Source organism: Plantactinospora siamensis (assembly GCF_042434095.1).
In the GTDB taxonomy this organism is placed as follows: domain Bacteria; phylum Actinomycetota; class Actinomycetes; order Mycobacteriales; family Micromonosporaceae; genus KBS50.
This window is the reverse complement of record NZ_JBHLUE010000011.1, coordinates 691964-717693: the sequence shown is the minus strand read 5'-3', so window position 1 is coordinate 717693 and position 25730 is coordinate 691964. Positions and strand designations below refer to the sequence as shown.

Sequence of the window (25730 nt, the reverse complement as noted above, 5' to 3'; positions counted from 1 at the left end):
GCGGGCGGCGACCGCACCGAGGGTGGGCCCGGGGTACGGTCGGGAGCATGGCGGACGTGGAGCGTCGGCGACGCCGGCACCGGCACGCCTCCGAGGCGGGCGCGCCGGCCGCTGGACCGGCCGACGCCGGGGTCGGCGCCGGTACGGACGGGTTGCCGGCCGAGCCGGACGGGCCCTCGGCGGTCACGGCGGCCGTGCAGGACCCGCAGCCGCCCGAGCCGACCGCCCGGCGCCGCGGTGGCGGCGCGGCGGAGGATCGGGACGCCGAGCGCGGGCTGCGCGGTCTGGTCGGCTCCGGTTCCTCCCAGGTCGGCGTCGGGGCGGCCCTGCGGGCCCGGGACGCCGCCCGGCCCACCGGCGAGCAGCTCGCCGAGGCCGAGGCCGAGCTCGTCATCGTCCGGCGCAACTGGGTGCCCCGGGAGGACCTGCCCCGGCACACCCGCTGAGCCGGACGCCGCCGAAGCCGGGCGCTAGCTCACGGCAGCGGCGGGAGTTCCCGGGTCTGCTCGTACTCCCCCACCTGGGCGATCCGGCGCGCGTGCCGCTCGTCCTGCGAGAACGGCGTGCTGAGGAACGCCTCGACGATCCGGGCGGCCTCGTCGAGGGTGTGCTGCCGCGCCCCGATGGCCACCACGTTCGCGTCGTTGTGCTGGCGGGCCAGCTGCGCGGTCTCCGTGCTCCACGCGAGCGCGGCCCGGACCCCGGCAACCTTGTTGGCGGAGATCTGCTCGCCGTTGCCGGAGCCACCGATCACCACGGCCAGGCTGCCCGGGTCGGCCACCACCCGGGCGCCGGTGTGCAGGCAGTACGTCGGGTAGTCGTCGTCCGGGTCGAAGGCGTGCGGTCCGACGTCCACCACGTCGTAGCCGGAGGTCCCGAGGTGGTTTGCCAGGTGCACTTTCAGCTCGAAGCCGGCATGATCACTGCCCAGGTAGACGCGCATACCGCGCAGTCTGTCAGCCGGCGCGGCGACCCCGTACCGCGGGTTCGCCGAGGGCGTCAGATCTCGGCCAGCACCAGCCCGCCGCGCGCCTTCGGCGTGAACCAGGTGCTCTTCCGGGGCATCTTCCGCCGGTCCAGGTTGACCGTCACGAAGTCGTCCACCGTGACCGGCGCGATCAGGATCGCCAGCTCGGCCCGGCCGGCCTCCACCTCGGCGGCCAGCCAGCTCGCCGGATAGTCGCCGCCCACGTACGTGATCCGCTTGTCGCCCGGGTCGAGCCCCAACGCCTCGCGCAGCAGGACCCGCTCCACCAGCGCGTGGTCGAGGTTCTCCACCGCCGAACCGGCGCCGGCCGGCAGGCCCACCTCGTACGTCCGGCCGGCCAGGTGGATCCGCACCGGCTCGCCGGGGGCGGGCACCGCGGGAGCGGCGTCAACCTCGGCGACCCGGGCGCCGGCCGCGCGCAGCCGGTCCAGCAGCTCGTCGGGCCGCACGGTCAGCTCGCTCACGAGGCGGTTGTAGGGCTGGATCGACACCGAGGCCGGCGTGGTGACCACCGCGAGGAACCGGGCGAGCCCGCCGGTCTGCGCGGCCAGGCTGCGGTGGTTGCCGTCCGCGACCACCAGCTCGCCGCCGCCGGCCAGGTCCAGCAGCTCGTCCTGCGCCGGGCCCGGCCCGAGCAGCCAGATGGCATGGGTACGTCCGGCCTGGTCGACGTCGGTGGCCGCGGGCGCGCCGGCCGACTCGGTGGCCGCCGCGAGCGCGCCGTGCAGCCGGGCGCCCGAGCCGGTCTGCAGCAGCAGCACCGGGGAGAGCAGGTGCCCCACCGCGTCGGCCAGCGCCACTCGCTCGCGTACCTTCTCGACGAACACGTCCTCGTTGCGGATCACCAGGCCCGGCTCGGCGGCGCTGGTGGAGATCTCCGCGGTGTCCACCATGGCGAACAGCCCGTACGCCGGCTCCTCGACGGCCGAGCTGATCCGGTACAGCGCCACGACATCCTCGGCCGGCGTGTAGCTGCCGTCGGCCTTGGCCTCGGCCAACCGGTGCGCGGCCGCCGGCAGCGCCTCGGTGAACGACCGGCCGACGGTCTCCGGGGCCCGGTGCGGCATCTCGATGGCCAGGGCGCTGTGCGGGTTCGCCTCGATGATGGCGGTGATCTCGGCATCGTCGGCGAACTCGTCGTAGTTCTGCGCGCCGGTGCCGCCCGTGGTGATCCAGGCCCGCTTGATCGGGTGTACGACCGTCATGCCCCGAAACGCTACCGGCGCCGGCCCCGGTGTTCGCGGACACCCCGCGGGTGTCCACGCCCCGGTACGCCGGCGCGGCCGGCGGCCGGCCCGGTCAGCGGGACGGCCCCCACCACGATGGGCGGAGCCAGCAGGTCCACCAGATTTTCCGGCAGGGTCGGGTTGAGCATGGTCCAGGCGCAGTCGTCCACCGACCAGTACTCCCCGCCGAGATTGCGGTCGACCTCGTCCCCGATCCGCCCCGCCGGCTCTTCGGCGGATCCGCGGCGGTGCTTGGCCATGCGACGCCTCCAGTACGGGCGGGGTCGAGGCCCCGCACGCCTCCAGTACGAGCGGGGTCGAAGCTCCCGCACGCCCGCGCGGCGCGATCGGCCGCCACGCCCAGACAGCGTCACGATATCGACTCCCGCCACGGCGTCGGGTGGGTTTCCGGCAATCCACCGGGCGAACGCCCGCCGAGTGTTAGGAAGGGCCCCTTCCTATACAAAAAGCGATAACAAGGGGCCCTTCCTTACCTCAGTCGAAGATCGGGCCCTGCTCGCGGGAGCGCTTGAGCTCGTAGAAGCCGGGCGTAGCCGACACCAGCAGAACGCCGTCCCAGAGCCGGCCGGCCGCCTCGCCCCTGGGCGCGGGCGTGATGACCGGGCCGAAGAACGCCACCGGCCGGCCCTCCGGACCGGGTGCGTGGATGACCGGCGTGCCCACGTCGGTGCCCACCGGCTTCATCCCGGCGTTGTGGCTGGCCCGGAGGGCCTCGTCGTACTCCGTGCTCTCCCCGGCCTTGACCAGGTCGGGATCCAGGCCGGCCTCGGCGAGCGCCGCGGCGTAGAGGTCCGGGCCCCGCTCCTGGCCGCCGGGGTGGATCCGGGTGCCCAGCGCGGTGTACAGGTCACGCAGCTTGTCGGTGCCGTACCGCTGCTCGGCGGCGATGCAGATGCGCACCGGCGCCCAGCCGGTGTCGAGCATCTCCCGGTATTCCTCCGGCAGGTCCCGGCCCTCGTTGAGCACCGACAGGCTCATCACGTGAAAGTCCACCCGTACCGGCCGCACCTGCTCGACCTCCAGCAGCCAGCGCGAGGTCAGCCACGCCCACGGGCAGATCGGGTCGAACCACATGTCTACGGTTGCGCGCTCGGTCACGACAACCCCTTCCGGCGGTGAGATCGCTGGCGCGCCGGCGCGGCGCGCACCTCTGCAGCGATCATCGCCCCGCCGGCGGGGATCCGCTCCCGGAACCCGCCCGTGACCTCGGCCACGTACCGGTCGCGGCTCGTGCGAGACTCCAACAGGGCCGCCGCCGCACACCGCCGGCCGCGGTCGGGGGGTCGCCGGACGCCGGTGTCCGGTTGATCGAGCGATACGGATGGAGACTCACGTGCCGGGAGTGCATAACCTGACCCAGGTCGAGGCCACCGAGCGGGCGCGCCTGCTCGATGTGGTCAGCTACGACATCGACCTCGATCTGTCCAATGCCGTCCAGGCGGCCGGCGGCGCCACCTTCCCCGGGACCACCACCGTCCGGTTCCGGTGCGCCGAGCCGGGTGCCGAGACCTTCATCGACCTGGCGGCCGCCGCGGTTCGCCGCGTGACGCTGAACGGCACGGACGTGGACGATGCCGGCTGGACGCCGGAGGGCGGGCTCGCGCTGACCGGGCTGGCCGCGGAGAACACGCTGGTCGTCGAGGCGGACTTCGCGTACTCGGGCAGCGGTCAGGGCCTGCACCGCAGCGTCGACCCGGTGGACGGGGAGACCTACCTCTACAGCCAGTTCGAGACCAACGACGCCCAGCGGGTGTTCGCATGCTTCGACCAGCCCGACCTGAAGAGCGTGTTCACCTGGCACGCGACCGTGCCGGCGCACTGGCGGGTCGTGTCGAACATGCCGGTCGAGCGGGAGGAGCCGGCTGGCGAGGACGCGAAGACCGTCCACTTCGCCGAGTCGGCCCGGATGAGCACCTACATCACCGCGCTCTGCGCGGGCCCGTACCACGAGGTGCGCGAGACGCACGACGGGATCGACCTGGGCGTGTACTGCCGGGCCTCGATGGCCGAGCACATGGACGCCGACGACCTGTTCCTGATCACCCGCCAGGGCTTCGACTTCTTCCACGAGAAGTTCGGGGTGCGTTACCCGCTGCCCAAGTACGACCAGCTCTGGGTGCCCGACTTCAACGCCGGCGCGATGGAGAACTTCGGCTGCGTCACGCACGCCGAGGCCATCTACATCTTCCGGTCGCAGGTCACCGACTACGAGTACGAGCAGCGGGCCAACACGATCCTGCACGAGCTCGCGCACATGTGGTTCGGCGACCTGGTCACCATGCGGTGGTGGAACGACCTGTGGCTGAACGAGTCGTTCGCCGAGTGGGCGAGCCACTGGGCCAACGCGCACGCCACCCGGTTCACCGACGCCTGGACGACGTTCCTGGCCGTCCGGAAGAACTGGGGCTACCGGCAGGACCAGCTCTCCTCGACGCACCCCGTCTACTGCGAGATGCCGGACATGGAGGCCGTCGAGGTCAACTTCGACGGCATCACGTACGCCAAGGGCGCCAGCGTGCTCAAGCAGCTCGTCGCGTACGTCGGGATCGACCCGTTCCTCGCCGGGCTGCGCAGCTACTTCGGCAAGCACGCCTGGGGCAACGCCACCTTCGACGACCTGCTCACCGAGCTGGAGGCGGCCTCCGGTCGCGAGCTGCGCAAGTTCGCCGCGCAGTGGCTGGAGACCGCGCAGGTCAACACGCTGCGGCCGGAGGTCACGGTCGGCACCGACGGCCGGTACGAGCGGGTGGTCGTCCGCCAGGAGGCGCCCGGCGACCACCCCACGCTGCGTACCCACCGGATCGGCGTCGGCCTGTACGACCTGAGCGGCGAGGGCCGGCTGGTCCGGCGCGACCGGATCGAGGTCGACGTCGCGGGCGAGACCACCGAGCTGGCCGAGCTGGCCGGGACGGCCGCGCCGGACGTCCTGCTGCTCAACGACGACGACCTGACGTACACCAAGCTGCGGCTGGACGAGCGGTCGATGGCCAACGTGGTCGAGCACATTGCCGGCTTCGAGGCGTCGTTGGCCCGGGCGCTGTGCTGGACGGCCGCCTGGGACATGGTGCGCGACGCCGAGCTGGCCCCCCGGGACTACGTGGCGCTGGTGCTCGCCGGCCTGCCCCGGGAGACCGACATCAACCTGGTCACGCCCACCCTGCGCCAGGTCGCCGCCACCCTGACCATGTACGCCGACCCGGCCTGGGCGCCGGAGGGCTGGGCCGCGCTGGCTCGGACCGCGTACGCCACGCTGCGGGCGGCCGAGCCCGGCAGCGGCCTGCAGCTGGGCTGGGCCCGCGCGTTCGCCTCGGCCGCCCGCTCGGACGGCGATCTGGCCATCCTGCGCGGCTGGCTGGCCGGCACCGACGTCCCGGCCGGGTTGACCATCGACACCGAGCTGCGCTGGATCGTGCTGCAGGCGCTGGCCGCGGCCGGGGTGGCCGGCGCCGACGAGATCGATGCCGAGCTGGCCGGCGACCGGACGGCCAGCGGCGAGCGGGAGGCCGCCACGGCCCGGGCGCTGATCCCGACCGCCGAGAACAAGGCCCGGGTGTGGCGGGAACTGACCGGCGAGGAGGCGCTGCCGAACTGGCGCAACCGGTCTCTGCTGCAGGGCTTCCACCACCCGGCGCAGGTCGAGTTGACCGCACCGTACGTCGAGCGGTTCTTCGGCGAGGCGGACGCCGTCTGGGCGCGCCGGGACAGCGAGCCGGCGCAGGAGTTCGCCCAGCTGGCCTACCCGGCGTACCACGTCGGCGAGGACACCGTGGCGGCCACCGACACCTGGCTGGCCGCGACCGGTCACCCGGCCGGGCTGCGCCGGCTGGTGGCCGAGGGCCGGGACGGCGTGCTGCGCGCGCTGCGGGCCCGCGAGCGGGACGCGCGGAGCGCCTGACGGGTGTTGAGCGAGACCGATGCCGGCCCGGGCCGTGCGGGGCGTAACCCCGTGCGGCCCGGGCCGTTATCGTGAGGGCGGGAGGTGAACGTGATGGCTCAACCGAGCTACGAATGGCGGCCACCCGAGCGGGGTTGGCGCGAGCGGGACCTGCTCGACCTGCCTCGAGACGGGAACCGCTACGAGATCATCGACGGGAGCCTGCACGTGACCCCTCCGGCCGGGTACGGGCATCACGAGTTGGCTGACGAGATTCGGTTGGCGCTACGCTCTGCCGCGCCGCCCGGCTGGCGGATCATCCGAGAGGCCGGCGTCCGGCTCAGCCCGGGGACCCTGCTCGCCCCGGACATCACAGTGCTCCGGCCGGGCGCTCCACCGGACGGCATGTGGATAGAGCAGCCCCACGTCGCGCTGGTCGTCGAGGTGGAGTCGCCGGGCAGCCGTCGGCACGACCGCCTCACCAAGCCGGGCCTGTACGCGGAGGCCGGCATCGAGGCGTACTGGCGGATCGAACGCGGCGACCGCGGCCCGGTGGCGCACCTCTACCGGCTGACCGCGGCCGGCCACTACCGGCCGCTCGCCTCGGTCGGCGGCGCCGACAGCATGGTGATCGAGCAGCCCTTCCCGATCCGGGTGACGCCGGGCGACTGGGCCGCGACCCACTGAGGCGGCCTCGGCCGGCGCCGGCCTGACCGTCCGAGGGCCGTGACCGCAGTCAGGCCGCAGGTGCGTGATCGCGGTCAGGCCGCGCGTGCGTGACCACGTTCCAGGCCGCGCGTGCGTGACCGCGTTCAGGCCGCGGGCGCAGTTCCGCGGTCAGCGCGCGAGCTTGGCCCGGGAGGCGAGTTGGTCAAGGCCGGCCACGATGCCGCCGGCCAGGTCGCCGCCACCGAAGGCGGCCACCATGGACAGCGCCGCGAGCTTGGCGTCCCGGTCCGGGATGCGTCGACGGGCCTCCGCGCCCGTGACGACCTCCAGCCGGCGCTGGTTCGGCGACAGCGCCACCAGCACGCCGCGATCCGGCTCGGCCAGCTGCCGGTGCAGCCGCTCGGCGTGCTCCCGGATCGGCTCCTCCAGCGCGCCCACGTAAATCGAGAAGACCAGGCCGGTCGCGCGGTCCGCGGTGCGCATGGCCTCGTCGATGCGCAGCAACTGGCGGGTCGTGAACGGACCGTCGAGCACCACCGGCCGCTCCGAACGCTCCGTCATCTCACCAACGGTCACTTGCGCCTCCCGTCGCGCCGATCCGCGCCGCGGTCTCCGGCCGGTGCTCGACCTCGCTGCTGGTCAGCGCCGGAGTCTGCGCGCCGGGCGGCAGCGCCACCCCGGCCGTCTCGGCGAGCTGCTCGGGCGAGGAGAGGAACCAGACCGGCGTGAAGTCGAAGGGCCGGCCCGGCCGGTACCGCCGCGCCGCGCTGCCACCGCGACCCCGGCCGGCGAACACCAGGCCGGAGATCACGAGCACGACGAGGGCCGGGATGCCGACGTAGATCAGCAACGTCTCGGTAACAGACAACCTCAACGCCCCCAGGCGAAGATCTGAAGATTCGAATGGATGGTCGGGACGGCCGACGGCGCCGTCGCCGTCGCCGTACCCGCCTGCCGTGCTTCACGTTAGCGGAGAGCGGGCCGGGCCCTGCCTCCGGGTGCCGATCCGCCACGCCGGGCGATTGTGGTGTTCCCCGTCCGCCCGGGACATACACCACCCGGGCTCATCCCGCCACGACCGGCGACGATCAGGGGCCGAGCAGCTCGGCTCGGTCCGTGGTCGGCGCGTGAAGAATGTCCTCATGGCCGCCCCCGGAGCCGCTCCGCCGCCCGTACGGCCACCAGACGCTCACCGGCGCGCAGGCCGGCCGAGGCCATGATGTCCAGCCCGGTGTGCGCCGGCAGGTGGTGGCCGGCCCCGGCGACCTCCAGGAAGACCGACACCCGCAGCCCGGTGAACCGCCGGCCGAGCGTCGGCACGAACGCGTCCACCGGCTCGAAGCGGATCTCCCGCGCGAGCCGGTAGCCGGGCGCGTACGCCCGGACCTCGGCCACCATCCGGGCCACCGAGCCGGCGATGGCTGAGCGGTCGGCGGCTGCGTCCGGGCAGAGGCAGCAAACGGTGTCCCGCCTCGGCCGCGGCGGTACGGCCGGGTCCGGCAGGACGCTCGCGCCGCCCCGGCCGGCCCCGCCCACCACCTCGAGCGCGCGGGCCGTGGCCTCGGCGAGGCCGTCCGGCTCGCCGGACCCGCCCGGCCCGGTGACGCCCGCCGCGACGGCGGACACGACCTCCCCGTACGCCACCGGGGTGATCCGACCGACGGCCGCGACGATCGGCGCGGCGAGCTGCGCGCCGGGGGTGACCAGGTTGACGTTGCGCGCCCGGAGGTGGGCGTCCAGGTTGACCGCCGGCACCAGGTACGGGCCGACGGCGGCCGGCGTCAGGTCCACCACGGTGCGGCCGTGCCCGGCCAGCACCGCGTCATGGTGCCGGCGCGCGGCGGCCGACGTGGTGTCGAAGACCAGTTCCACCTCGGCGAACTCGGGGAGCGCCACCAGCTCGGCCACGCCGCCGGTCGCGACGGCCACGCCGAACCGGCGGGCCCGGGCCAGGCCCTCGGACTGCGGGTCGTCGCCGGCCATGGCCACCATGCGGAGCGTCTCCGACACCCGCAGAACCTTGATCATCAGGTCGATGCCGAGGTCGCCCGCCCCGAGCACCGCCACGCCGTGACTCATCGATGTCCCTGTCGAGGAGAACCGGTGGTTGACGTCAGGACCACGGCGAGGCCGACGACCCGGCGCGGACCGGCGCGATCTCGGCGTTCGGGTCGGTCACCGCGTCCTGCCGTCGGTTCACATGGCCGTCCGGGCCGACCACAGCTCGGGGAAGACCACCCGGGCCATGCTGCGCTGCAGCCAGGCCAGCCCGTTCGACCCACCGCTGCCGACCTTGGCGCCCATGCTGCGCTGCACGGCCTTGACGTGCTGGTAGCGCCAGTCGCCGAACTGCTCGGCCACCTCGGCGAGCGCCTCGCCGAGCATCCGCAGATGGTTGTCGGGGCCGCCGTCGGCGTAGATCTTGATCCAGGCCGCCTCGACGGCCGGGGCCGGCTCGTGCTCGTCCGAGTAGTCCCGGCGCAGCACCTCGGCCGGCACGTCGAAGCCGCGCCGGTGCAGCAGCTCGAGCACGTCGTCCCAGATGCTCGGCGCGGCCAGCGTGACCACCAGCTCGTCGTACACGTTGGTCTGCCGGTGGAACGGCCGGATCAGCGCCGGGTTGCGCAGCCCCAGCAGGAACTCCAGCTGCCGGTACATGGCGGACTGGAAGCCCGACGCCTCGCCGAGCTCGTCCCGGAACCGGTTGAAGTCGGCCGGCGTCATCCAGCGCAGCGCCGCCCAGGCGCCGTTGAGACCCGCCAGCTCCAGGGCGGCCCGACGCAGCGGCGCGAGGGCGCCCCAGGGGTCGTCCGCGCGGATCAGCCGGGACGCCTCGCGCAGCTCGAAGCAGATGAGCTTGAAGTACAGCTCCATGATCTGGCTGACCATGAGGAACGACATCTCGCCGGGTTCGCCGGTGATCCGGTGTTGCAGCCCGTGCAGGGTGCTGGCCCGCACGTAGGCGTCGTACGGCACCTGGTCGGCGAACTCGAGCGTCGGCCCGCCGCGGTTGGCGGCGGCCCGGGCCGCGCGGTCGGCCGCGCTGACCGGGCGCACCGGGGCGGGCGCTCGGACGTCCGTGCTCTCCATGGCTGCTGTTTCTCCTCCGGCTGCGGGTAGCGTTCATGGTCGCGCGGGTGGAAGCCCGGATGGAAGATCCATTCGACGGCCCACAGGGCATCGGACCGTCAGATTCGCGTTGCTGAAGCGGTATCGCTTAACGAAGGAAAGGCGCCGCATGGACGAGATGGACTGGGCGCTGCTCCGGGAGCTGCAGGCCGACGCGCGGCTGTCGTACAGCGAATTGTCCCGGCGGGTGCACCTGTCACCGCCGGCGGTGGCCGAGCGGGTCCGGCGGCTGGAGGAGTCCGGAGTGGTCACCGGGTACCACGCCCAGCTCGACCTGGCCCGGGCCGGCCGGAGCGTGGTGGCGCTCATCCAGATGTCCTGCTACGGCCCCCGCTGCGTGCTCCGGGACCCGGAGGTGGCGGGCTGGCCGGAGATCCTCGAGATCATGCGCGTCACCGGGGACGCGTGCAGCGTCCTGAAGGTGGCGGCTGGTTCCATCGACTCCTTCGAGCGCCTGATCGACCGGCTCGCGCCGTACGGGCGTCCGGCCAGCACCATGGTGCTGTCCACCCCGCTGGCCCGCCGCTCCATCGACCCCCTCCCCCCGCCCTGACCCACCGCGCTCCCCTTCCCCTCCCTGCCCCGGCGATCCTGCGCTCCTGGCGGCGACGCGGCACACGCGCCGCGAACCCGCCAATCGAAACCGCGGGAGCGCGATGCGCTCCCGGGGATCGCGGCGCCGGGACGGGTGTCCGATCGGCCTCGCCGGGAACACAGCCGGCACGTCGAGAGCACCCACGCACGAACCGGCCGCGGCCGGAAGAGGGGGGATCATGCGGGGTCTGACGTTTCTCCGCCGCGCGCTGCGCGCGGTGGCCACGGCGATAGCGCTCAGCGGCGCCCTCGCCCTGCTGACCGCCGGACCGGCCCGCGCCGGGCAGAACGCCTCGGTGGAGGTCACGCCCAGCACGGCCGAGCCCGGCACCCGGGTGAACATCCGGGCCGACTGCCCCGACGGGAACAATCGGCAGGCAACGGTGCAGTCGGACGCGTTCGGTCGGGTGATGGTGCGACCGGACAACGGCGTGCTCACCGGCTCGGCCACCATTCCGGGCAACAAGCCGCCGGGCGACTACCAGGTCAACCTCACCTGCTCCAACAACAACACGGCCAGCACGACCATCACCGTGGTCAACATGAGCAAGCCGTCCCAGGGACCGGCGACCGGCGGCGGCGGCACGGCCGGCGGCGGCACGGGAACGCTGGTCCTGGCCGGCGGGATCGGCATCGTCGTGCTGGGCCTCGGCTTCGGGCTGTACGGCCGCCGCCGGAACGGTCCGCTGCCCCGCTGAGGCCGCGGATGGACCGGCCGGCCCCGCCCGAGGGTCCGCTGGAACCGGCGCCGCACCGCGCCTGGGCGGTGCTGCGCCAGGTGCTGTTCCAGGCGGGCGCCGCGAGCGTCGCCACCCAGGACAGCGCCGACTACGTACCGCCGGGCACGCTGCCGGCCCGGTCCCCGGGCCGACGCCCGTCCGTGGCGGCGCGGCCCACGGCCACGGCTGTCCCGCCCGGCCGCCGGACCGGTCCGCGCCGGACCGTCCCGGGTCGCCGGGCGGCGCCGCTGCCGATCGCCCTGCTGGTCGTCGTGCTCGGCCTGGTGATCACGGGGGTCGGCTATCAGCGGGTCACCGGGACCTCGCTGCTGCCCAGCTCGCTCTACCCGGACGTGCAACCGCCGCCGCGGAAGTATCCGGTGCTCGCCGCCAGCGAGCCGAACCGGGTCCGGATCCGCGCTGTCGGTCTCGACGCGCCGGTCCAGCCGGTCGGACTGGCCCCGGACGGCACCATCGCCACGCCACCGGACGACCGGCCCGACACGGCCGGCTGGTACGACCAGAGCCCCACCCCCGGCCAGTACGGGCCGTCGGTGCTGGTGGGACACGTCGATACCCGGACCGGGCCGGCCGTGTTCCACGAGTTGACCCGGGTGCGCTCGGGCGACCGGCTGGAGATCGACCGGGCCGACGGGTCGACCGCGGTCTTCCAGGTCGACTCCACCAAGAAGTACGACAAGTCGGCGTTTCCGGCCGACCAGGTGTTCGGCGACTTCGACCGGCCCGGCCTGCGGCTGATCACCTGCGGCGGCCGCTGGGTGGGCGGCCGCCTGGGGTACGCCGACAACGTGGTCGTCTACGCCACCCTGGTGAGCGCCCGCGGCGGCTGACCGCGGCGGTCCGCGACCGAACCGCCGCTCTGCCGGCCCCGGGCTCGCGACCGCCGCTCAGCCGGCCGCAGGATCGCGACCGGCGCTTAGGCGGCCCCGGCTCGCTACCACCGCTCAGGCGGCCTCGGGCTCGCGCAGGTCCAGCCAGTCCGTCCAGCGCGGATCCGGGGTGCGGTGCCCCAGCACCCGCCAGGCGGCGCCCTTCGGCGCGGCCGGCACCGTGTGCAGCCGCCACCCCAGTTCGGCGGGCGTGCGGTCGCCCTTCGTGTGGTTGCACCGGGCGCAGGCCGCCACCACGTTCTCCCAGGCGTGCCGGCCGCCCCGGCTGCGCGGGAAGACGTGGTCGATGGTCTCGGCCGGGCCCCGGCAGTATGCGCAGCGCCAGCCGTCCCGGGCGAAAATGGCCCGGCGGGAGAGGCCGACGTGGGTCCGGTAGGGCACCCGGACGAACCGGGTCAACCGGACGACGGACGGCACCGGCAGCGCATTCCGGGCGCTGTGCAGCATGCCCTCGCCGTCGCACACGCAGACGGCCTTGGCCGAGAGGACCAGGATCGCGGCCCGACGCACCGACACGACACACAGCGGCTCGTAACTGGCGTTGAGCACCAAGGCACCAGAGCCCGCCATGGGTCGTATGTCAGGCATCCCGCTCACCCTCCCGGTCGACTCGCCGATCACTCCCGTCATCCCCGCGCCGGCCGCGGCCCGGCCCGTGGACCGCGACCGACGCCGGCAGATCACCGGCGTCCGTGCGCCCATCGTCCCCGATTGGTGCCTCGATTGCACGTACTAATCCGTGCTCACCCGGTGAACCTTCGCCGACGGGGCGGCGCGGCCGACGGCCGGCGCGGCGGCCCCGGCGGCTGCCGGTGGCCGGCGCGGCGATCCCGGCGGCTGCCGGCGGCCGACCCGGCCGTTCCCGACGGGACGGCGCGGCGATCCCGGCGGCCGGCCCGGCCGTGCCGGGCGGGACGGCGCGGCCGTTCCGGGCGGGTCGGCGCGACGGGCCGCGGCGGCGTGCGGTACGAACATAGGCGTGTTCGCCCTGTCCCTTGTTCTTGCTCCCGACCCGTCCGGCTCACCCAGCACGCCCCCCAGCCCGCCCCCCAGCCACGACTGCCTCGGCGACTGGGCCTGCCAACGGGTCTGGGACCTGACCGGCTCGGCCTGGTTCGCCGACAGCAGCTACTGGGTCATCGTGAAACCGGTGCGGATCATCCTGATCCTGCTCGGCGCCATGCTGATCCGCTTCCTGCTGCACCGGTCGATCAGCCGGCTCGTCCGGACGACCAGCCGGACCTCCGTACCCGGGATCCTCCGCCCGCTCAAGGAACGGCCGCCGGCCGACGCCCCGGAGCCCGCGGCCGTGCTGCCCGAACGCCGGCGGCAGCGAGCCGAGGCGATCGGCTCGGTGCTGCGCAGCGGGGTCACCGCGGTGGTCTTCTCGATCGCGGCCCTGACCATCCTCAGCGAGCTGAGCTTCAACCTGGGGCCGCTGCTGGCCAGCGCCGGCATCGCCGGCGTGGCCATCGGCTTCGGCGCCCAGTCGCTGGTGAAGGACCTGATCGCCGGCCTCTTCATGCTGATCGAGGACCAGTACGGGGTGGGCGACACGGTCGACCTCGGTGAGGCCACCGGGGTGGTGGAGTCGGTGGGCCTGCGCGTGACGACCGTGCGGGACGGCCGGGGGGTGCTCTGGTACATCCGCAACGGCGAGATCGTCCGGGTCGGCAACAAGAGCCAGGGCTGGGCCATGGTGATCGTGGACCTGCCGGTCGGCTTCGGCAACACCGAGGAGGCCACCGCGCTCCTCCAGACCGCGGCCGCGGAGGTGGCGGCCGATCCCGAGCTGGCGCTCTCGATCGTGGACCCGCCCGAGGTGCTCGGGGTGGAGCAGGTGACCGTGGACGGGGCCGTGATCCGTACGGTCGCCAAGACCACCTCCGACGGGCAGATCGCGGTCGGGCGGCGGCTGCGCCGCCAGCTCGCCGAGGCGCTGGACGAGTCCGGCATCACCCACCGGCTCGGGGCCGCCCGGGCGTACCCGCGACCGGCCACGCCGGACGCGGCCGGCGGCGAGGAGACCGGCACCGGGCAGGCCGGCGCGACCTGACCGGCCCGGCCCGGTCAGCGCCCGCCGACCGCCGCTCGGCCCATGGCCACGCGGCGGTCGGCACCGGCCTGATCGGCCGGTCAGCGGCAATCAGCGACCGAGGGGTCGCGCTCCGCACAGCCGGTCGGGTATCGTCCGTTCGTTCAGTCGAACATGCGACGAACCGCCCATTCGCACTAGCCAGTCGATGGACGATCGGGCAGAATTCCGTAGACGACTCCGTGTCGGAGCGTCACGAAACCCTCGCTGATCGGTTACGTCTGACAGCGTTTTTCGACGGCTCCCCGGAGAGTGGTCAGCGGTCGGGAACGACGGAGGCACTGTTGCCGGATGAGACGCACGGTCGGGAAAGGCCAGCCACCTTTCGCGAGGTGTTCGCCGGGGCCGAATACCGGGCGCTCTTCACGGCCTCCGCGCTGTCCTGGATCGGCGACAACATCACCCGGGCCGCCGTCACCCTGCTGATCTACCAGCGGACGTCTTCGGTGGCGCTCTCCGCCGCGGCCTTCGCGGTGAGCTACCTGCCCTGGATCCTCGGCGGGCCGCTGCTCGCGGCGCTGGCCGAGCGGTACCCGTACCGGAAGGTCATGGTCGCGTGCGACCTGCTCCGGATGGTGCTCGTCGCCCTCGTGGCCATCCCGCACCTGCCGGTGTGGGCCGTGCTCAGCCTGGTCTTCGCCACCACCCTGCTCACGGCGCCGGCCCAGGCCGCCCGGTCGGCCACGATGCCGCAGATCCTGTCCGGCGACCGGCTCGTGGTGGGGCTGGCGCTGAACACCAGCACCGGACAGGCCGCGCAGGTGATCGGCTACGTCCTCGGCGCGGCCATCGCCTCGGTGCAGCCGCAGTACGCCCTGCTGCTCGACGCGGTGACCTTCGCGACCTCCGCCGCGCTGATCCGGTTCGGGCTGCGCTTCCGGTTGCCGGCCTCCGCCGGCCAGGCCCGCCGGCACCTGCTGCGCGAGACCGGCGACGGGTTCCGGCTGGTCTTCGGCCGGCCGGTGCTGCGGGCCATCGCCATCATCGTCTTCGCTACCACGCTCTTTGCGATCGTTCCGGAGGGACTGGCCGCGGGCTGGGCCGACGAGCGGACCACCACCGAGGCCGGCCGCGGCGTGGCCCAGGCCCTCATCATGGCCAGCAACCCCGTCGGCTTCATCATCGGCAGCCTGCTCGTGGGGCGGATGCTGCGCCCCGGCGTGCGGCAGGCCCTGGTCCGGCCGCTGGCCGTGCTGGCGCCGCTGGCCCTGGTCCCGGCGTTGCTGGATCCGCCACCGGTGGTGGTGGCGGCGCTCTCCGCCGTCTGCGGCTTCGCCGTGGCCGGCCTGACCCCGGTGGCCAACGGCCTCTTCGTCCGGGCGCTCCCGAACGGCTACCGGGCCCGCGCGTTCGGCGTGATGGCCACCGGAATGCAGATCACGCAGGGCGGCGCGGTCCTGGTCACCGGGCTGCTGGCCGACCACTTCCGCATCCCCGTGGTGGTCGGCGTGTGGAGCCTCGCCGGGGTGGCGCTGGTCGGCCTGGCCGCGCTCTCCTGGCCCAGCCCGGAGCGCTTCGACCGGGCGATCGCCGCCGCCCAGCGCGAGGCGCCCACCCCGGAGCCGGCGCCCACCCCGGAGCCGACGCCCGCGCCACAGCCGGCGCCCCCGACGGTGGCGGGCCCCGGACCGGCGCCGAGCCCCGGACCGGTGCCGGCGACCCGCGCCGAGCCGGCGACGACCGGCCCGTCCCCAGACCCCCGACCGGCCGGCCAGCACCGGGCCGCTCCGACCAACGGGATGGCGCCCGATCGCGTACCGCCGGGTCAGCCCGGCGGGTCCGAACCGGGCCACCCCGAGCCGGGCCGCCCCGGGCGGCGGCCGCCCGGCTCGCCGGCCGATGCGCCGGCGCGCTGACCGGCATCCCCGGCCGCCCGAGGATCGGCTCCGGTAGCGCCCCGATCGGCGGACCATGGATCGCCTGGCAGGATGGAACGGTGAATCCGCACGGCGAGAACACCCAACCGGAGCCCACCGTGAGCTTCTTCGCGGCGATCGGCGGTGAGCCCACCTTCCGCAAGCTCGTCGCCGAGTTCTACGCCGGGGTGGCCCAGGATCCGCTGCTCCGCCCCATGTATCCGGAGGAGGACCTCGGCCCGGCCGCCGACCGGCTGGCGCTGTTCCTCATGCAGTACTGGGGCGGCCCCAACACGTATTCGGCGCAACGCGGTCACCCCCGGCTGCGGATGCGGCACGCCCCGTTCCGGGTCGACGCGGCCGCGCGGGACGCCTGGCTCCGGCACATGCACGACGCCGTGGACAGCCTGGGACTGCCGCCCGAGCAGGCCGGCATGCTGTGGGACTACCTGGAACGGGCCGCCTACTTCATGGTGAACACGGGGCCCGACGTCTGACCGCGGCCGAGCCCGGGGGCGCCCGCCGCACCCGAACCCGTCCCGCCCGGCCCGGCGCGATTCAGAGCAGGGCGCCCTCGTCGTGCAGCCAGTCGACGAACGCGGTGGCCGACCGGGCGCCGCACTCCACCACCTCGACGAGCAGGGCGTCGTGCGCGCCGGCCCCGAACGGCACCTGCAGCTCCACATAGATGGGCAGATGCCCGCGGTCGGTGGGATCGCCGACGTACGCCTTGCAGAACCGGCCGGTGTGGTTCCACTCGTTCACCGCCCGGTAGGCCCGGTCGGCCCAGTCCGGCGGCACCGTGGAGTGCGGACGCGCCCGGATCACCAGGATCTCGTCCTCCGGCCCCTCCAGGCTGAACAGCAGGGCGTGCCGCTCCCAGGTCGCCAGCAGGCTGTCCCCGCCGTCGGCCAGGTAGCACATGTCGAGCCGGTCCAGCGCCATGCCGACCCGGGCCAGGGTGACCGGTGCGACGCCCGGGGCGGCCTCCCGTACCGGGGCGGCCTCCCGTACCGGGGCGGCCTCCCGTACCGGGGCGGCCTCTCGCACCGGGGCGGCCTCTCGTACCGGGGCTCCGCCCGGGGCGGCCTCCCGCAGCTGTGGCCGGAGCCCGGCGCGGTCCGCGCGGACGGCGCGGTCCGACAGGCCCGGCGGCGGGCACTCGGCGCGACCCGGGCCGGTCCGGTCGGTAGGACCGCAGTCGTGCTCGGGCTCGCGCGGCGCGGGCGGACCGGTCCGGAGAACGCTGTCGATGGAAGTAATGCTGCGGGTTTCCGGTTCGTCGCCTCCGGGCTGACCGGGACGCCACGCCCACCACGGCATCTCGTGCACCTCACTCCCCAGCGGATCCGGCCGCCTACGTTGCGTTGGATCCGAGGGACGACGGTACCCGGATAGCCGGCCGAGGGCATCCCCCCAACGAGTGCACCAAACCACATGGACCATTCGGCATCATCCGTTCGGTCAGTTAGTGGCGTCCCCGGTTCTCGGCCGCGGCCGGATCGCGAGCGGGCCGCCGGCGGCCAGCCAGGCCGACCCGTACGGCGCGAGCAGGCCGGTCCACCGGCCCGCGACCCGCACCAGCACCCGCTGGTCGGCGGCCGACCAGGACCCGTCGCCGCCCGACCGGGGCCTGACGCCGCCCGACCGGGGCCCGTCGGCGCCCGACCGGGGCCCATCGGCGCCCGGGTCGTCCGCGCCCAGGAAGCCCATCCGGGCCACGGCCTGGACCAGCCGCTGCGGCACCCGTACCGGCTCCGCGCCGGGCAGGTCCGGCGTCACGACGATCGGCACATGGTCCAGCAGCGCGTCCCGGAGCGCCCGCTGGCCCACGGCGCGGCCCCGCACCCCGTGCGCGGCCGCGTCCCGCAGCGCCTCCTGGGCGGCGGCCGCCACCCGGCGCAGCTCGGCGACCGGCAGTTCCTCCACGGTCCGGGCCGCGGGCGGGGGCAGCGGCCAGCGCCAGTCGGCGTCCCGCCGGGGCGGCAGCTCGGCCGCGCCGGCCTCCAGCCGGGCCAGCAGATCCGCCGCCCCGACCGTGACGTCCGGGCCGCCGTCCCAGTCAGGGCCGCCACCTCCGCCAGGGCCACCGTCTCGTCCCGGGCCACCGTCTCGTCCCGAGCCGCCGAGGCCGCCGTCGGGCGAGCCGGACCGGGCGGCCACCGCACGGCCGACCAGGACCCCCCACGGCACCCGGCCCCAGAGTTCGATCCGGTCCGGGCCGGCCGGCCGCAGCCGGACCAGGGCGGCCGGATCCAGCCGCACCAGCCGGGACAGGAACGCCCCCGCGTCGCCCGTGCCGGCGAGCCGGTGCCCGGTCGGCGGGGTGTCAGCCATCGGTACCGGCCGGCGCGGGGAGGTAGCCGGCCAGGAACGCCCGTTCGGCCGGACCGAGCCGGCGCGGCGCCTGCCGGTCCAGGTCGAACGGGACCAGGACCGACCGCGCCCGCCCGGCCAGCCGATCGGCGTCGAAGAGCTCATAGGAGATGGTGAACCGGGACGGCCGCAGCTCCTCCACCCACATCTCGATCCGCACGGTGGGCGCCCGATCCGGGTCCGGCCAGTCCAGCGGGTAGTCGATCGGGCGCAGGTAGTCGACCTCGTGCCGGCGGATCACCACCCCGGCCGCGAACGAGTCGAGCCCGCTCGCCCGGCCGCCGGCGAACATCATGGCCACCCGCGCCTCCTCGTAGAGGGTGAGGAAGCGGGCGTTGTTGACGTGCCCATAGGCGTCCAGGTCGGACCAGCGCAGCACGCAGTGGTGCACGAAGCGCCGGCCCGACCGGGCCTGCGGATCAGTCACGGGTGAGCTTGCGGTACGTAATCCGGTGCGGTCGGGCCGCCTCGTCGCCGAGCCGGTCGATCTTGTTCTTCTCGTACGCCTCGTAGTTGCCCTCGAACCAGAACCACTTGGCCGGGTTCTGGTCATCGCCCTCCCAGGCCAGCATGTGCGTGGCCACCCGATCCAGGAACATCCGGTCGTGGGAGATGACCACGGCGCAGCCGGGGAACTCCAGCAGCGCGTTCTCCAGGCTGGACAGCGTCTCCACGTCCAGGTCGTTGGTGGGCTCGTCGAGCAGGATGACGTTGCCGCCCATCTTGAGGGTGAGCGCCAGGTTGAGCCGGTTCCGCTCGCCGCCGGACAGCACCTTCGTGGGCTTCTGCTGGTCGGGGCCCTTGAAGCCGAACGCCGCGATGTACGCCCGGGACGGCATCTCGACCTTGCCGACCATCAGGTAGTCCAGCCCGTCCGAAACCACCTCCCAAACGGTCTTGTTCCCGTCCAGGCCCTGCCGGTTCTGGTCTACGTACGACAAGGAAACCGTGTCGCCGATCCGGACCGCGCCGTCGGTCGGCTCCTCCAGCCCGACGATGGTCTTGAACAGGGTGGTCTTGCCCACGCCGTTCGGGCCGATCACCCCGACGATGCCGTTGCGGGGCAGCGAGAAGCTGAGATCGTCGATGAGCAGGCGGTCGCCGAACGCCTTCCGCAGGTGCTGGGCCTCGATGACCAGGCTGCCCAGCCGGGGGCCCGGCGGGATCTGGATCTCCTCGAAGTCCAGCTTGCGGGTCTTCTCCGCCTCGTTGGCCATCTCGTCGTACCGGTCCAGCCGGGCCTTCGACTTGGTCTGCCGGGCCTTGGCGTTGGAGCGGACCCACTCCAGCTCGTCGGAGAGCCGCTTCTTCATCTTGGCGTCGCGGCGCCCCTCGACGGACAGCCGGGCCGCCTTCTTCTCGAGGTAGGTCGAGTAGTTGCCCTCGTACGGGTAGGCCCGGCCGCGGTCCAGCTCGAGGATCCAGTTGGCCACGTTGTCCAGGAAGTACCGGTCGTGGGTGATCGCCATGACCGTGCCGGCGTACTTGGCCAGGTGCTGCTCCAGCCACTGCACGCTCTCGGCGTCGAGGTGGTTGGTGGGCTCGTCCAGCAGCAGCAGGTCGGGCGCCTCGAGCAGCAGCTTGCAGAGCGCCACCCGGCGGCGCTCGCCACCGGAGAGCTGGGTGACGTCGGCGTCCGGCGGGGGGCAGCGGAGCGCGTCCATCGCCAGCTCGAGCTTGGAGTCGATGTCCCAGGCGTCGGCGTGGTCCAGCTCCTCCTGGAGCCGGCCCATCTCCTCCATCAGCTCGTCCGAGTAGTCGGTGGCCATCTGCTCGGCGATCTTGTTGAACCGCTCCAGCTTGGCCTTGACCTCGGCCACCGCCTCCTCGACGTTGCCGAGCACGGTCTTGGCGTCGTTCAGCGGCGGCTCCTGGGCCAGCAGGCCCACGGTGAAACCGGGCATCAGCCGGGCCTCGCCGTTGCTGGGCCGGTCCAGGCCGGCCATGATCTTGAGCAGGCTGGACTTGCCGGCGCCGTTCGGACCCACCACACCGATCTTGGCGCCCGGCAGGAAGTTCAGCGTCACGTTGTCCAGCACGACCTTGTCGCCGTGCGCCTTGCGCGCCTTTTCCAGCACGTAGATGAACTGGGCCACGGTGCGGGCTACCTCCGTCGTCGCGTGTGGTTCCTGGGCCCGCGGACGGCACCCGCCGCGGTGGGCGGGCGCCAGCGCGGGGAGGTCGGTCACCCGCCGCCGGCCGGGGCCGGGCCGCGCGCACGCCGTCATCAATCCTGACAGGTACGGCGCGCCGCGCCCACCTCACCCCGCCGTTCCGGTACGCCCCGCGCTGAGACCGTCGTCACGACGGACCGGCCCGCGGTGAGACCGTCGTCACGATGGGCCAGCCACGGCACGGCCCGTTGCCGCCGGCGGTATAACTAGCTAGCGTCCTCGGTGTGACCAAGAAGATCGCCATCAGCATCCCGGACGACGTGGCCGAGCGGCTCGAGCGCGAGCCGAACGTCTCCGCCTTCATCACCCGGGCGGTGCGCCGGCAGATGGCCGGCGAGACGACCCGGGAGACCCTGCGCAGCGTCGGCTTCCGACTCACCGACGAGGGACTCACCGAGGCGGGCCGAAAACTCGACGACGCACAGGCGAAGATCACCCCCGAACTGCGGGCCAAGGCCATCGCGTTGCTGAGCGAGGCCTCCCGGGGTCGGTTGGCGAGCCGTGACTGAGCCCGGGCTGGTGCTCGACACCGCCTCCCTGCTTGCCTACTCCGACGGAGCGGAGGCGGTCGGGGGGCAGATCGCCAAGGTCGCAGACCAGGGCCGCACGGTGATCATTCCGGCACTGTGCCTGGCTACGGCCTATCGGGAGGTCACCCGGGACGGCTGGCCGCTGCTCGACATCGTCGGCGACCTCGACCAGGTCACCGTCGCCCCGGTCGAGCACGACATGTGCTCGATCCTCGGCGGCTGGTCCCGGATCCTGGGCGGCCTCGACTTCGCCCAGGCCGCCATGGAGACCGCCCGGGCCATGGTGCCGATCATGACCGACCGGCGGGAGTTGCTCGGCGAGGTGCTGCCGAAGGAATGGCCCATCATCGACCTGTGAGTCCGATCTCGCCATGATCAATGACCGTGACCAGGGCGGATTCCCCGCGTAGCCCGTGGGGTAGGAACTCCGGCACCGGGGACCTGAGGCCGCTGCGCGATTCAGTACGCTCAGCGGTGAACCCGTAATCACCGGAGGTGTGCGGAGCGTGGCGGAACGTAGCTCATTCGTGGTCGTGGCCAACCGTCTACCCGTGGACGAGGTGACCGGCCCCGAGGGGAAGCAGTGGCGCCGCAGCCCAGGCGGTCTGGTCACCGCGCTGCACCCCGTGCTCGTCCAGCACCAGGGCACCTGGGTGGGCTGGGCCGGCGGCACGGGCGCGGCCCCGGAGCCGTTCGAGTTGGACGGCATCGGTTTGCACCCGGTCCCGCTCAGCGCCGAGGAGCTGGAGCGCTACTACGAGGGCCAGTCGAACGCGACCATCTGGCCGCTCTACCACGACGCCGTGGAGACGCCCGCCTACAAGCGGCGCTGGCGGGAGGCGTACCGGATCGTCAACGCCCGGTTCGCGGAGGCCGCCGCGGAGGTCGCGGCCGAGGGCGCGACGGTCTGGGTGCAGGATTACCAGCTCCAGCTGGTGCCCGCGATGCTCCGGGAGCTGCGGCCCGACCTGCGGATCGGCTTCTTCCTGCACATCCCCTTCCCGCCCATCGAGCTGTTCATGCAGATGCCGCTGCGCGCCGAGGTGCTGCGCGGCCTGCTCGGCGCCGACCTGGTGGGCTTTCAGCAGCGGCTGGCCGCGCAGAACTTCGTCCGGTTGGCCCGGCACCTGCTGGGGCTGCGGTACGAGGGCCAGATGATCCAGGTGGACGGCCGGCAGGTGAAGGCCGGCGCGTTCCCGATCTCCATCGACGTGCAGGAGATGGAGAAGATGGCCGCCGACCCGGCCGTGCAGGCCCGGGCCAAGCAGATCCGGGCCGAGCTGGGCGACCCGCAGACCCTCATCCTGGGCGTCGACCGACTCGACTACACCAAGGGCATCGAGCTTCGGCTCAAGGCGTTCCGCGAGCTGCTCGCGGACGGCCGGGTGTCCGTGCCGGAGACCGTCATGGTCCAGGTGGCCACGCCGAGCCGGGAGCGGGTCGAGCACTATCAGGCGCTCCGGGTCAAGGTCGAGCGCGAGGTGGGCCGGATCAACGGCGAGTTCGGCAAGGTGGGTGTGCCGGCCGTCCACTACCTGCACCAGTCGTACAGTCGCAGTGAGCTGGCCGCGCTCTACTGCGCCGCCGACGTGATGATGGTGACCCCGCTGCGAGATGGAATGAACCTGGTGGCCAAGGAGTACGTCGCCTGCCGGTCGGACACCGGCGGCGCGTTGGTGCTGAGCGAGTTCGCCGGCGCCGCGACCGAGTTGCGGCAGGCGTTCCTGTGCAACCCGCACGACCCGGACGGGGTCAAGGACGCGCTGCTGCGGGCGGTCCACGTGGACGGCGCGGAGGCCCGCCGCCGGATGCGGTTGATGCAGCGGCACCTGCGCTCGCACGACGTGGGGCACTGGGCCCGGTCGTTCCTGCGCGAGCTGGGCGTGCCCGAGGCGGAACCGGAACCGGAGACGGGTGCGGCGTGACCAACCCCGTCCTGGATCCCACCCGCCGGGCGGGCGGGTTGGATCCCGCGCTGCGGTCCGCGCTCGGCCGGATCGCCCGATCCCCACACCTGCTGATCGCCTGCGACTACGACGGCACGCTGGCGCCGATCGTCGATGACCCCACCAAGGCCGTGCCGCTGCCCGAGTCGGTGGCGGCCGTCCGCGCGCTGGCCGCGCTGCCGCAGACCACCGTGGCGGTGGTCTCCGGCCGGGCGCTGCGGGACCTGGCCACGCTGTCCCGGCTGCCCAGCGAGGTGCACCTGGTGGGCAGCCACGGCTCCGAGTTCGACATCGGCTTCGTGGAGCGGCTGGCGCCCGAACTGATCGAGGTGCGCGCCCGGCTCCGCAACGAGCTGCGGCAGCTCGTGGCGGATCGGCCGGGTGTCCGGCTCGAACGCAAGCCCGCCAGCGTGGCCGTACACGTCCGGGGCGCCGACCCGGCGGTGGCCGCCGAGGTCGTCCACGCGGTCCGCACCGGCCCGGGATCGTGGGCCGACGTCACGGTCACCCAGGGCAAGGAGGTCATCGAGCTGTCGGTGATCCCCACCAACAAGGGCGCGGCCGTCGACCAGCTCCGGACCCAGCTCTCGGCCAGCGCCGTGCTGTTCATCGGCGACGACGTCACCGACGAGAACGTCTTCACCAACCTGCACGGCCCGGACGTGGGCATCAAGATCGGCGCCGGCGAGTCGGCGGCCGACCACCGGGTGGGCGACCCGATGGAGGCCGCGCGGCTGCTCGGCCTGCTGCTGGACATCCGCCGCAACTGGCTCTTCGGCGAGCGGGCGGTGCCGATCGAGCGGCACTCGATGCTGGCGAACGGCCGGACGGTCGCGCTGCTCACCCCCGAGGCGCGGGTCACCTGGCTGTGCCATCCCAAGCCGGACTCATCGGCGATCTTCGCCGACCTGGTCGGCGGCACGCCGGCCGGGCACTTCTCGGTGAGCCCGGAGCGCGGCGGCATCCCGCTGGGGCAGCGGTACCGGCCGAACACGATGACCGTGGAGACCCGCTGGTCCGGGCTCACCGTGACGGACTGGCTGGACCGCCCCTCGGCCGACGAGGTGCCGGGCGCCACCAGCGTGGTCTCCGGCGACTCGACGCTGATCCGGGTGCTCACCGGCTCCGGCCGGGTCCGCCTGGAGTTCGCCCCCCGGCCGGAGTTCGGCCAGGCGGCCGTGCAGCTCCAGCCGCTCGGCGACGGCCTGCTGGTGCTCGGCTCCAACGAGCCGGTCAGCCTCTACTCCCCCGGCGTGGAGTGGGACATCGTCGAGGACGGCAACTTCGAGACGGCCCGGGCCGTCGTGGATCTCTCCGCGGCGGGCGGCAGCGTCACCTGCGAGCTGCGATTCGGCTCACACAGCCTGGAGCACCACCGGCTGCCCATCCACGAGCGGCAGTCGCTCGCGGAGCGGCCGTGGCAGGACTGGGTGGCCGGGCTGAAGCTGCCCTCCACCGCCCGGGACATGGTGGCGCGCAGCGCGCTCACCCTGCGCGGGCTGTGCCACGAGGCCACCGGGTCGATCCTCGCGGCCGCCACCACCTCGCTGCCGGAGGAGGTGGGCGGGGTCCGCAACTGGGACTACCGCTACTGCTGGCTGCGGGACGCCGCCATGAGCGCGCGGGCCCTGGTCGACCTCGGCTCGCTCGCCGAGGCCGAGGGGCTGCTGCGCTGGGTCGACGGGGTGGTCGAGCGCACCGGCGGGCACCCGGAGCGGCTGCACCCGCTCTACACGGTGGACGGCTACGAGCTGGGCGCCGAGGCGGTCATCGACACCCTGCCCGGGTGGGCCGGTTCCCGCCCGGTACGCGTCGGCAACCTGGCCAACCACCAGCTCCAGCTGGACGTCTTCGGGCCGATCGCCGACCTGCTGGCCGCGGTGGCCGACCGGCGTGGATCCGTCCGCGAGGAGGAGTGGCGGGTCCTCGACTCCATGGTCGAGGCGGTCCGCCGGCGCTGGCACGAGCCGGACCACGGCCTGTGGGAGGCCCGCCTCGCCCCGCGCCACCACGTCTTTTCCAAGGTCATGTGCTGGATGACCGTGGACCGGGCGCTGCAGATGGTGCGCCGGCACGGCGCCGGGGACCGGCCGGAGTGGGCCGAGCTGCGCGACCGGATCGGCCAGAACGTCCTCGAGTACGGCTGGCATCCCGATTCCGAGGCGTACTCGGTGGCGTACGGGCACGAGGAGATGGACGCCTCGTCGCTGTGGATCGGGCTGTCCGGCCTGCTCCCCGACGACGACCCGCGGTTCCTCTCCACCGTCCTCAAAATCGAGGCGGACCTGCGCAGCGGCCCGGTCGTCTACCGCTACCACTGGGACGACGGCCTGCCCGGCCGGGAGGGCGGCTTCCACGTCTGCACCGCCTGGCTGATCGAGGCGTACCTGCGCACCGGCCGGCGCTCGGACGCCGAGGAGCTGTTCCGGCAGATGCTGGACACCGCGGGGCCCACCGGGCTGCTGCCCGAGCAGTACGACCCGCTGGCCGAGCGCGGCCTCGGCAACCATCCGCAGGCGTACAGCCACCTGGGCCTGATCCGCTGCGCCCTCCTGCTGGACGGCCAACTCACCGGCTAACCGCCACCGCCACCGACCGCTCCCGCTGATCATGAAGTTAGCG

25 protein-coding genes and 2 pseudogenes are annotated in these 25730 nt (G+C 73.5%); 13 read left to right on the top strand and 14 right to left on the bottom strand.

Features of this window, described 5'->3' with window-relative positions; translation table 11 throughout:
* The first annotated feature begins 47 nt into the window (after window positions 1-47).
* Window positions 48-446 carry a hypothetical protein gene (locus ACFFHU_RS16315; RefSeq protein ID WP_377339703.1) on the top strand — a complete coding sequence of 133 codons (399 nt, stop codon included), beginning with the start codon at window positions 48-50 and terminating at the stop codon, window positions 444-446.
* Window positions 447-475: 29 nt separating this feature from the next.
* Here the strand turns inward: ACFFHU_RS16315 and ACFFHU_RS16310 are convergent, their stop codons facing one another.
* From ACFFHU_RS16310 to ACFFHU_RS16290, 5 genes and pseudogenes are all read right to left on the bottom strand, one after another.
* Window positions 476-943, bottom strand: coding sequence for a ribose-5-phosphate isomerase (locus ACFFHU_RS16310; protein WP_377339702.1), 468 nt, complete (start codon window positions 941-943; stop codon window positions 476-478).
* Window positions 944-999: 56 nt separating this feature from the next.
* Window positions 1000-1278 (bottom strand): annotated as a pseudogene (locus ACFFHU_RS16305) (DUF1015 family protein); the annotation flags it as partial.
* Between the two features lie 65 nt (window positions 1279-1343).
* A pseudogene (locus ACFFHU_RS16300) lies at window positions 1344-2193 on the bottom strand (DUF1015 family protein); the annotation flags it as partial.
* Between the two features lie 11 nt (window positions 2194-2204).
* Window positions 2205-2474 (bottom strand): hypothetical protein, encoded by a 270-nt coding sequence (locus ACFFHU_RS16295; RefSeq protein WP_377339700.1) that lies wholly within the window; start codon window positions 2472-2474, stop codon window positions 2205-2207.
* A 235-nt stretch (window positions 2475-2709) separates the two neighbouring features.
* Entirely contained in the window at window positions 2710-3309 is a 600-nt protein-coding gene (locus tag ACFFHU_RS16290) for a mycothiol-dependent nitroreductase Rv2466c family protein (RefSeq protein WP_377339835.1), read from the bottom strand.
* A 268-nt stretch (window positions 3310-3577) separates the two neighbouring features.
* Between ACFFHU_RS16290 and pepN the strand changes: the two genes are divergently transcribed.
* Both pepN and ACFFHU_RS16280 read left to right on the top strand, forming a co-directional pair.
* Window positions 3578-6130, top strand: a complete 2553-nt coding sequence (gene pepN, locus ACFFHU_RS16285; RefSeq protein WP_377339833.1) for an aminopeptidase N — start codon at window positions 3578-3580, stop codon at window positions 6128-6130.
* Window positions 6131-6223: 93 nt separating this feature from the next.
* Window positions 6224-6796, top strand: coding sequence for a Uma2 family endonuclease (locus tag ACFFHU_RS16280; protein ID WP_377339698.1), 573 nt, complete (start codon window positions 6224-6226; stop codon window positions 6794-6796).
* Between the two features lie 150 nt (window positions 6797-6946).
* Here the strand turns inward: ACFFHU_RS16280 and ACFFHU_RS16275 are convergent, their stop codons facing one another.
* The 4 genes from ACFFHU_RS16275 to ACFFHU_RS16260 all read right to left on the bottom strand — a co-directional run bounded on the left by ACFFHU_RS16275 (window position 6947) and on the right by ACFFHU_RS16260 (window position 9868).
* Window positions 6947-7354, bottom strand: coding sequence for a DUF5130 family protein (locus ACFFHU_RS16275; protein ID WP_377339696.1), 408 nt, complete (start codon window positions 7352-7354; stop codon window positions 6947-6949).
* Window positions 7341-7652 (bottom strand): aa3-type cytochrome oxidase subunit CtaJ, encoded by a 312-nt coding sequence (gene ctaJ, locus ACFFHU_RS16270; RefSeq protein WP_446686815.1) that lies wholly within the window; start codon window positions 7650-7652, stop codon window positions 7341-7343. Before ctaJ ends, ACFFHU_RS16275 begins: the two co-directional genes overlap by 14 nt.
* 266 nt (window positions 7653-7918) lie before the next feature.
* Entirely contained in the window at window positions 7919-8857 is a 939-nt protein-coding gene (locus tag ACFFHU_RS16265) for an acetaldehyde dehydrogenase (acetylating) (protein ID WP_377339695.1), read from the bottom strand.
* Between the two features lie 117 nt (window positions 8858-8974).
* Window positions 8975-9868, bottom strand: a complete 894-nt coding sequence (locus tag ACFFHU_RS16260; RefSeq protein ID WP_377339693.1) for a tryptophan 2,3-dioxygenase — start codon at window positions 9866-9868, stop codon at window positions 8975-8977.
* A gap of 148 nt (window positions 9869-10016) precedes the next feature.
* Between ACFFHU_RS16260 and ACFFHU_RS16255 the strand changes: the two genes are divergently transcribed.
* The 3 genes from ACFFHU_RS16255 (at window position 10017) to ACFFHU_RS16245 (ending at window position 12071) form a co-directional block, all read left to right on the top strand.
* A complete protein-coding gene (locus tag ACFFHU_RS16255; RefSeq protein ID WP_377339691.1) occupies window positions 10017-10460 on the top strand; it encodes an Lrp/AsnC family transcriptional regulator in 444 nt (147 codons plus the stop codon).
* Window positions 10461-10680: 220 nt separating this feature from the next.
* On the top strand, window positions 10681-11199 hold the full coding sequence (locus ACFFHU_RS16250; protein ID WP_377339689.1) for a hypothetical protein: 519 nt from the start codon (window positions 10681-10683) through the stop codon (window positions 11197-11199).
* An 8-nt stretch (window positions 11200-11207) separates the two neighbouring features.
* Entirely contained in the window at window positions 11208-12071 is an 864-nt protein-coding gene (locus tag ACFFHU_RS16245) for a class F sortase (protein ID WP_377339687.1), read from the top strand.
* A gap of 114 nt (window positions 12072-12185) precedes the next feature.
* Here the strand turns inward: ACFFHU_RS16245 and ACFFHU_RS16240 are convergent, their stop codons facing one another.
* On the bottom strand, window positions 12186-12719 hold the full coding sequence (locus ACFFHU_RS16240) for an HNH endonuclease (protein ID WP_377339685.1): 534 nt from the start codon (window positions 12717-12719) through the stop codon (window positions 12186-12188).
* Window positions 12720-13110: 391 nt separating this feature from the next.
* Between ACFFHU_RS16240 and ACFFHU_RS16235 the strand changes: the two genes are divergently transcribed.
* From ACFFHU_RS16235 to ACFFHU_RS16225, 3 genes are all read left to right on the top strand, one after another.
* Window positions 13111-14187 carry a mechanosensitive ion channel family protein gene (locus ACFFHU_RS16235; protein WP_512699518.1) on the top strand — a complete coding sequence of 359 codons (1077 nt, stop codon included), beginning with the start codon at window positions 13111-13113 and terminating at the stop codon, window positions 14185-14187.
* Window positions 14188-14507: 320 nt separating this feature from the next.
* Window positions 14508-16082 carry an MFS transporter gene (locus ACFFHU_RS16230; RefSeq protein WP_377339827.1) on the top strand — a complete coding sequence of 525 codons (1575 nt, stop codon included), beginning with the start codon at window positions 14508-14510 and terminating at the stop codon, window positions 16080-16082.
* Window positions 16083-16162: 80 nt separating this feature from the next.
* Window positions 16163-16579, top strand: a complete 417-nt coding sequence (locus ACFFHU_RS16225) for a globin (protein WP_377339684.1) — start codon at window positions 16163-16165, stop codon at window positions 16577-16579.
* A 61-nt stretch (window positions 16580-16640) separates the two neighbouring features.
* Here the strand turns inward: ACFFHU_RS16225 and ACFFHU_RS16220 are convergent, their stop codons facing one another.
* The 4 genes from ACFFHU_RS16220 to ettA all read right to left on the bottom strand — a co-directional run bounded on the left by ACFFHU_RS16220 (window position 16641) and on the right by ettA (window position 20554).
* On the bottom strand, window positions 16641-17132 hold the full coding sequence (locus ACFFHU_RS16220) for a type III secretion system chaperone family protein (protein WP_377339682.1): 492 nt from the start codon (window positions 17130-17132) through the stop codon (window positions 16641-16643).
* A gap of 414 nt (window positions 17133-17546) precedes the next feature.
* Window positions 17547-18419 (bottom strand): DUF8185 domain-containing protein, encoded by an 873-nt coding sequence (locus ACFFHU_RS16215; RefSeq protein ID WP_377339680.1) that lies wholly within the window; start codon window positions 18417-18419, stop codon window positions 17547-17549.
* A complete protein-coding gene (locus ACFFHU_RS16210) occupies window positions 18412-18885 on the bottom strand; it encodes an acyl-CoA thioesterase (protein ID WP_377339677.1) in 474 nt (157 codons plus the stop codon). The genes ACFFHU_RS16215 and ACFFHU_RS16210 overlap by 8 nt, the downstream gene beginning before the upstream one ends.
* Window positions 18878-20554, bottom strand: coding sequence for an energy-dependent translational throttle protein EttA (gene ettA, locus ACFFHU_RS16205; RefSeq protein WP_377339675.1), 1677 nt, complete (start codon window positions 20552-20554; stop codon window positions 18878-18880). Before ettA ends, ACFFHU_RS16210 begins: the two co-directional genes overlap by 8 nt.
* Window positions 20555-20856: 302 nt before the next feature.
* Between ettA and ACFFHU_RS16200 the strand changes: the two genes are divergently transcribed.
* The 4 genes from ACFFHU_RS16200 (at window position 20857) to otsB (ending at window position 25687) form a co-directional block, all read left to right on the top strand.
* Entirely contained in the window at window positions 20857-21141 is a 285-nt protein-coding gene (locus ACFFHU_RS16200; RefSeq protein ID WP_377339673.1) for a hypothetical protein, read from the top strand.
* A complete protein-coding gene (locus ACFFHU_RS16195; RefSeq protein ID WP_377339671.1) occupies window positions 21134-21520 on the top strand; it encodes a PIN domain-containing protein in 387 nt (128 codons plus the stop codon). Before ACFFHU_RS16200 ends, ACFFHU_RS16195 begins: the two co-directional genes overlap by 8 nt.
* A 148-nt stretch (window positions 21521-21668) precedes the next feature.
* Window positions 21669-23087, top strand: a complete 1419-nt coding sequence (locus ACFFHU_RS16190; protein WP_377339669.1) for an alpha,alpha-trehalose-phosphate synthase (UDP-forming) — start codon at window positions 21669-21671, stop codon at window positions 23085-23087.
* Window positions 23084-25687 (top strand): trehalose-phosphatase, encoded by a 2604-nt coding sequence (gene otsB, locus ACFFHU_RS16185; RefSeq protein ID WP_377339667.1) that lies wholly within the window; start codon window positions 23084-23086, stop codon window positions 25685-25687. The genes ACFFHU_RS16190 and otsB overlap by 4 nt, the downstream gene beginning before the upstream one ends.
* Window positions 25688-25730 lie beyond the last annotated feature (43 nt).

What these genes read in the sequence shown, in the direction of transcription:
- ACFFHU_RS16315 (WP_377339703.1), top strand. Translation starts at nt 48, where the DNA reads ATGGCGGACGTGGAGCGTCGGCGACGCCGGCACCGGCACGCCTCCGAG.
- ACFFHU_RS16310 (WP_377339702.1), bottom strand. Translation starts at nt 943, where the DNA reads ATGCGCGTCTACCTGGGCAGTGATCATGCCGGCTTCGAGCTGAAAGTG.
- ACFFHU_RS16295 (WP_377339700.1), bottom strand. Translation starts at nt 2,474, where the DNA reads ATGGCCAAGCACCGCCGCGGATCCGCCGAAGAGCCGGCGGGGCGGATC.
- ACFFHU_RS16290 (WP_377339835.1), bottom strand. Translation starts at nt 3,309, where the DNA reads ATGTGGTTCGACCCGATCTGCCCGTGGGCGTGGCTGACCTCGCGCTGG.
- ACFFHU_RS16280 (WP_377339698.1), top strand. Translation starts at nt 6,224, where the DNA reads ATGGCTCAACCGAGCTACGAATGGCGGCCACCCGAGCGGGGTTGGCGC.
- ACFFHU_RS16265 (WP_377339695.1), bottom strand. Translation starts at nt 8,857, where the DNA reads ATGAGTCACGGCGTGGCGGTGCTCGGGGCGGGCGACCTCGGCATCGAC.
- ACFFHU_RS16260 (WP_377339693.1), bottom strand. Translation starts at nt 9,868, where the DNA reads ATGGAGAGCACGGACGTCCGAGCGCCCGCCCCGGTGCGCCCGGTCAGC.
- ACFFHU_RS16255 (WP_377339691.1), top strand. Translation starts at nt 10,017, where the DNA reads ATGGACGAGATGGACTGGGCGCTGCTCCGGGAGCTGCAGGCCGACGCG.
- ACFFHU_RS16250 (WP_377339689.1), top strand. Translation starts at nt 10,681, where the DNA reads ATGCGGGGTCTGACGTTTCTCCGCCGCGCGCTGCGCGCGGTGGCCACG.
- ACFFHU_RS16245 (WP_377339687.1), top strand. Translation starts at nt 11,208, where the DNA reads ATGGACCGGCCGGCCCCGCCCGAGGGTCCGCTGGAACCGGCGCCGCAC.
- ACFFHU_RS16240 (WP_377339685.1), bottom strand. Translation starts at nt 12,719, where the DNA reads ATGCCTGACATACGACCCATGGCGGGCTCTGGTGCCTTGGTGCTCAAC.
- ACFFHU_RS16215 (WP_377339680.1), bottom strand. Translation starts at nt 18,419, where the DNA reads ATGGCTGACACCCCGCCGACCGGGCACCGGCTCGCCGGCACGGGCGAC.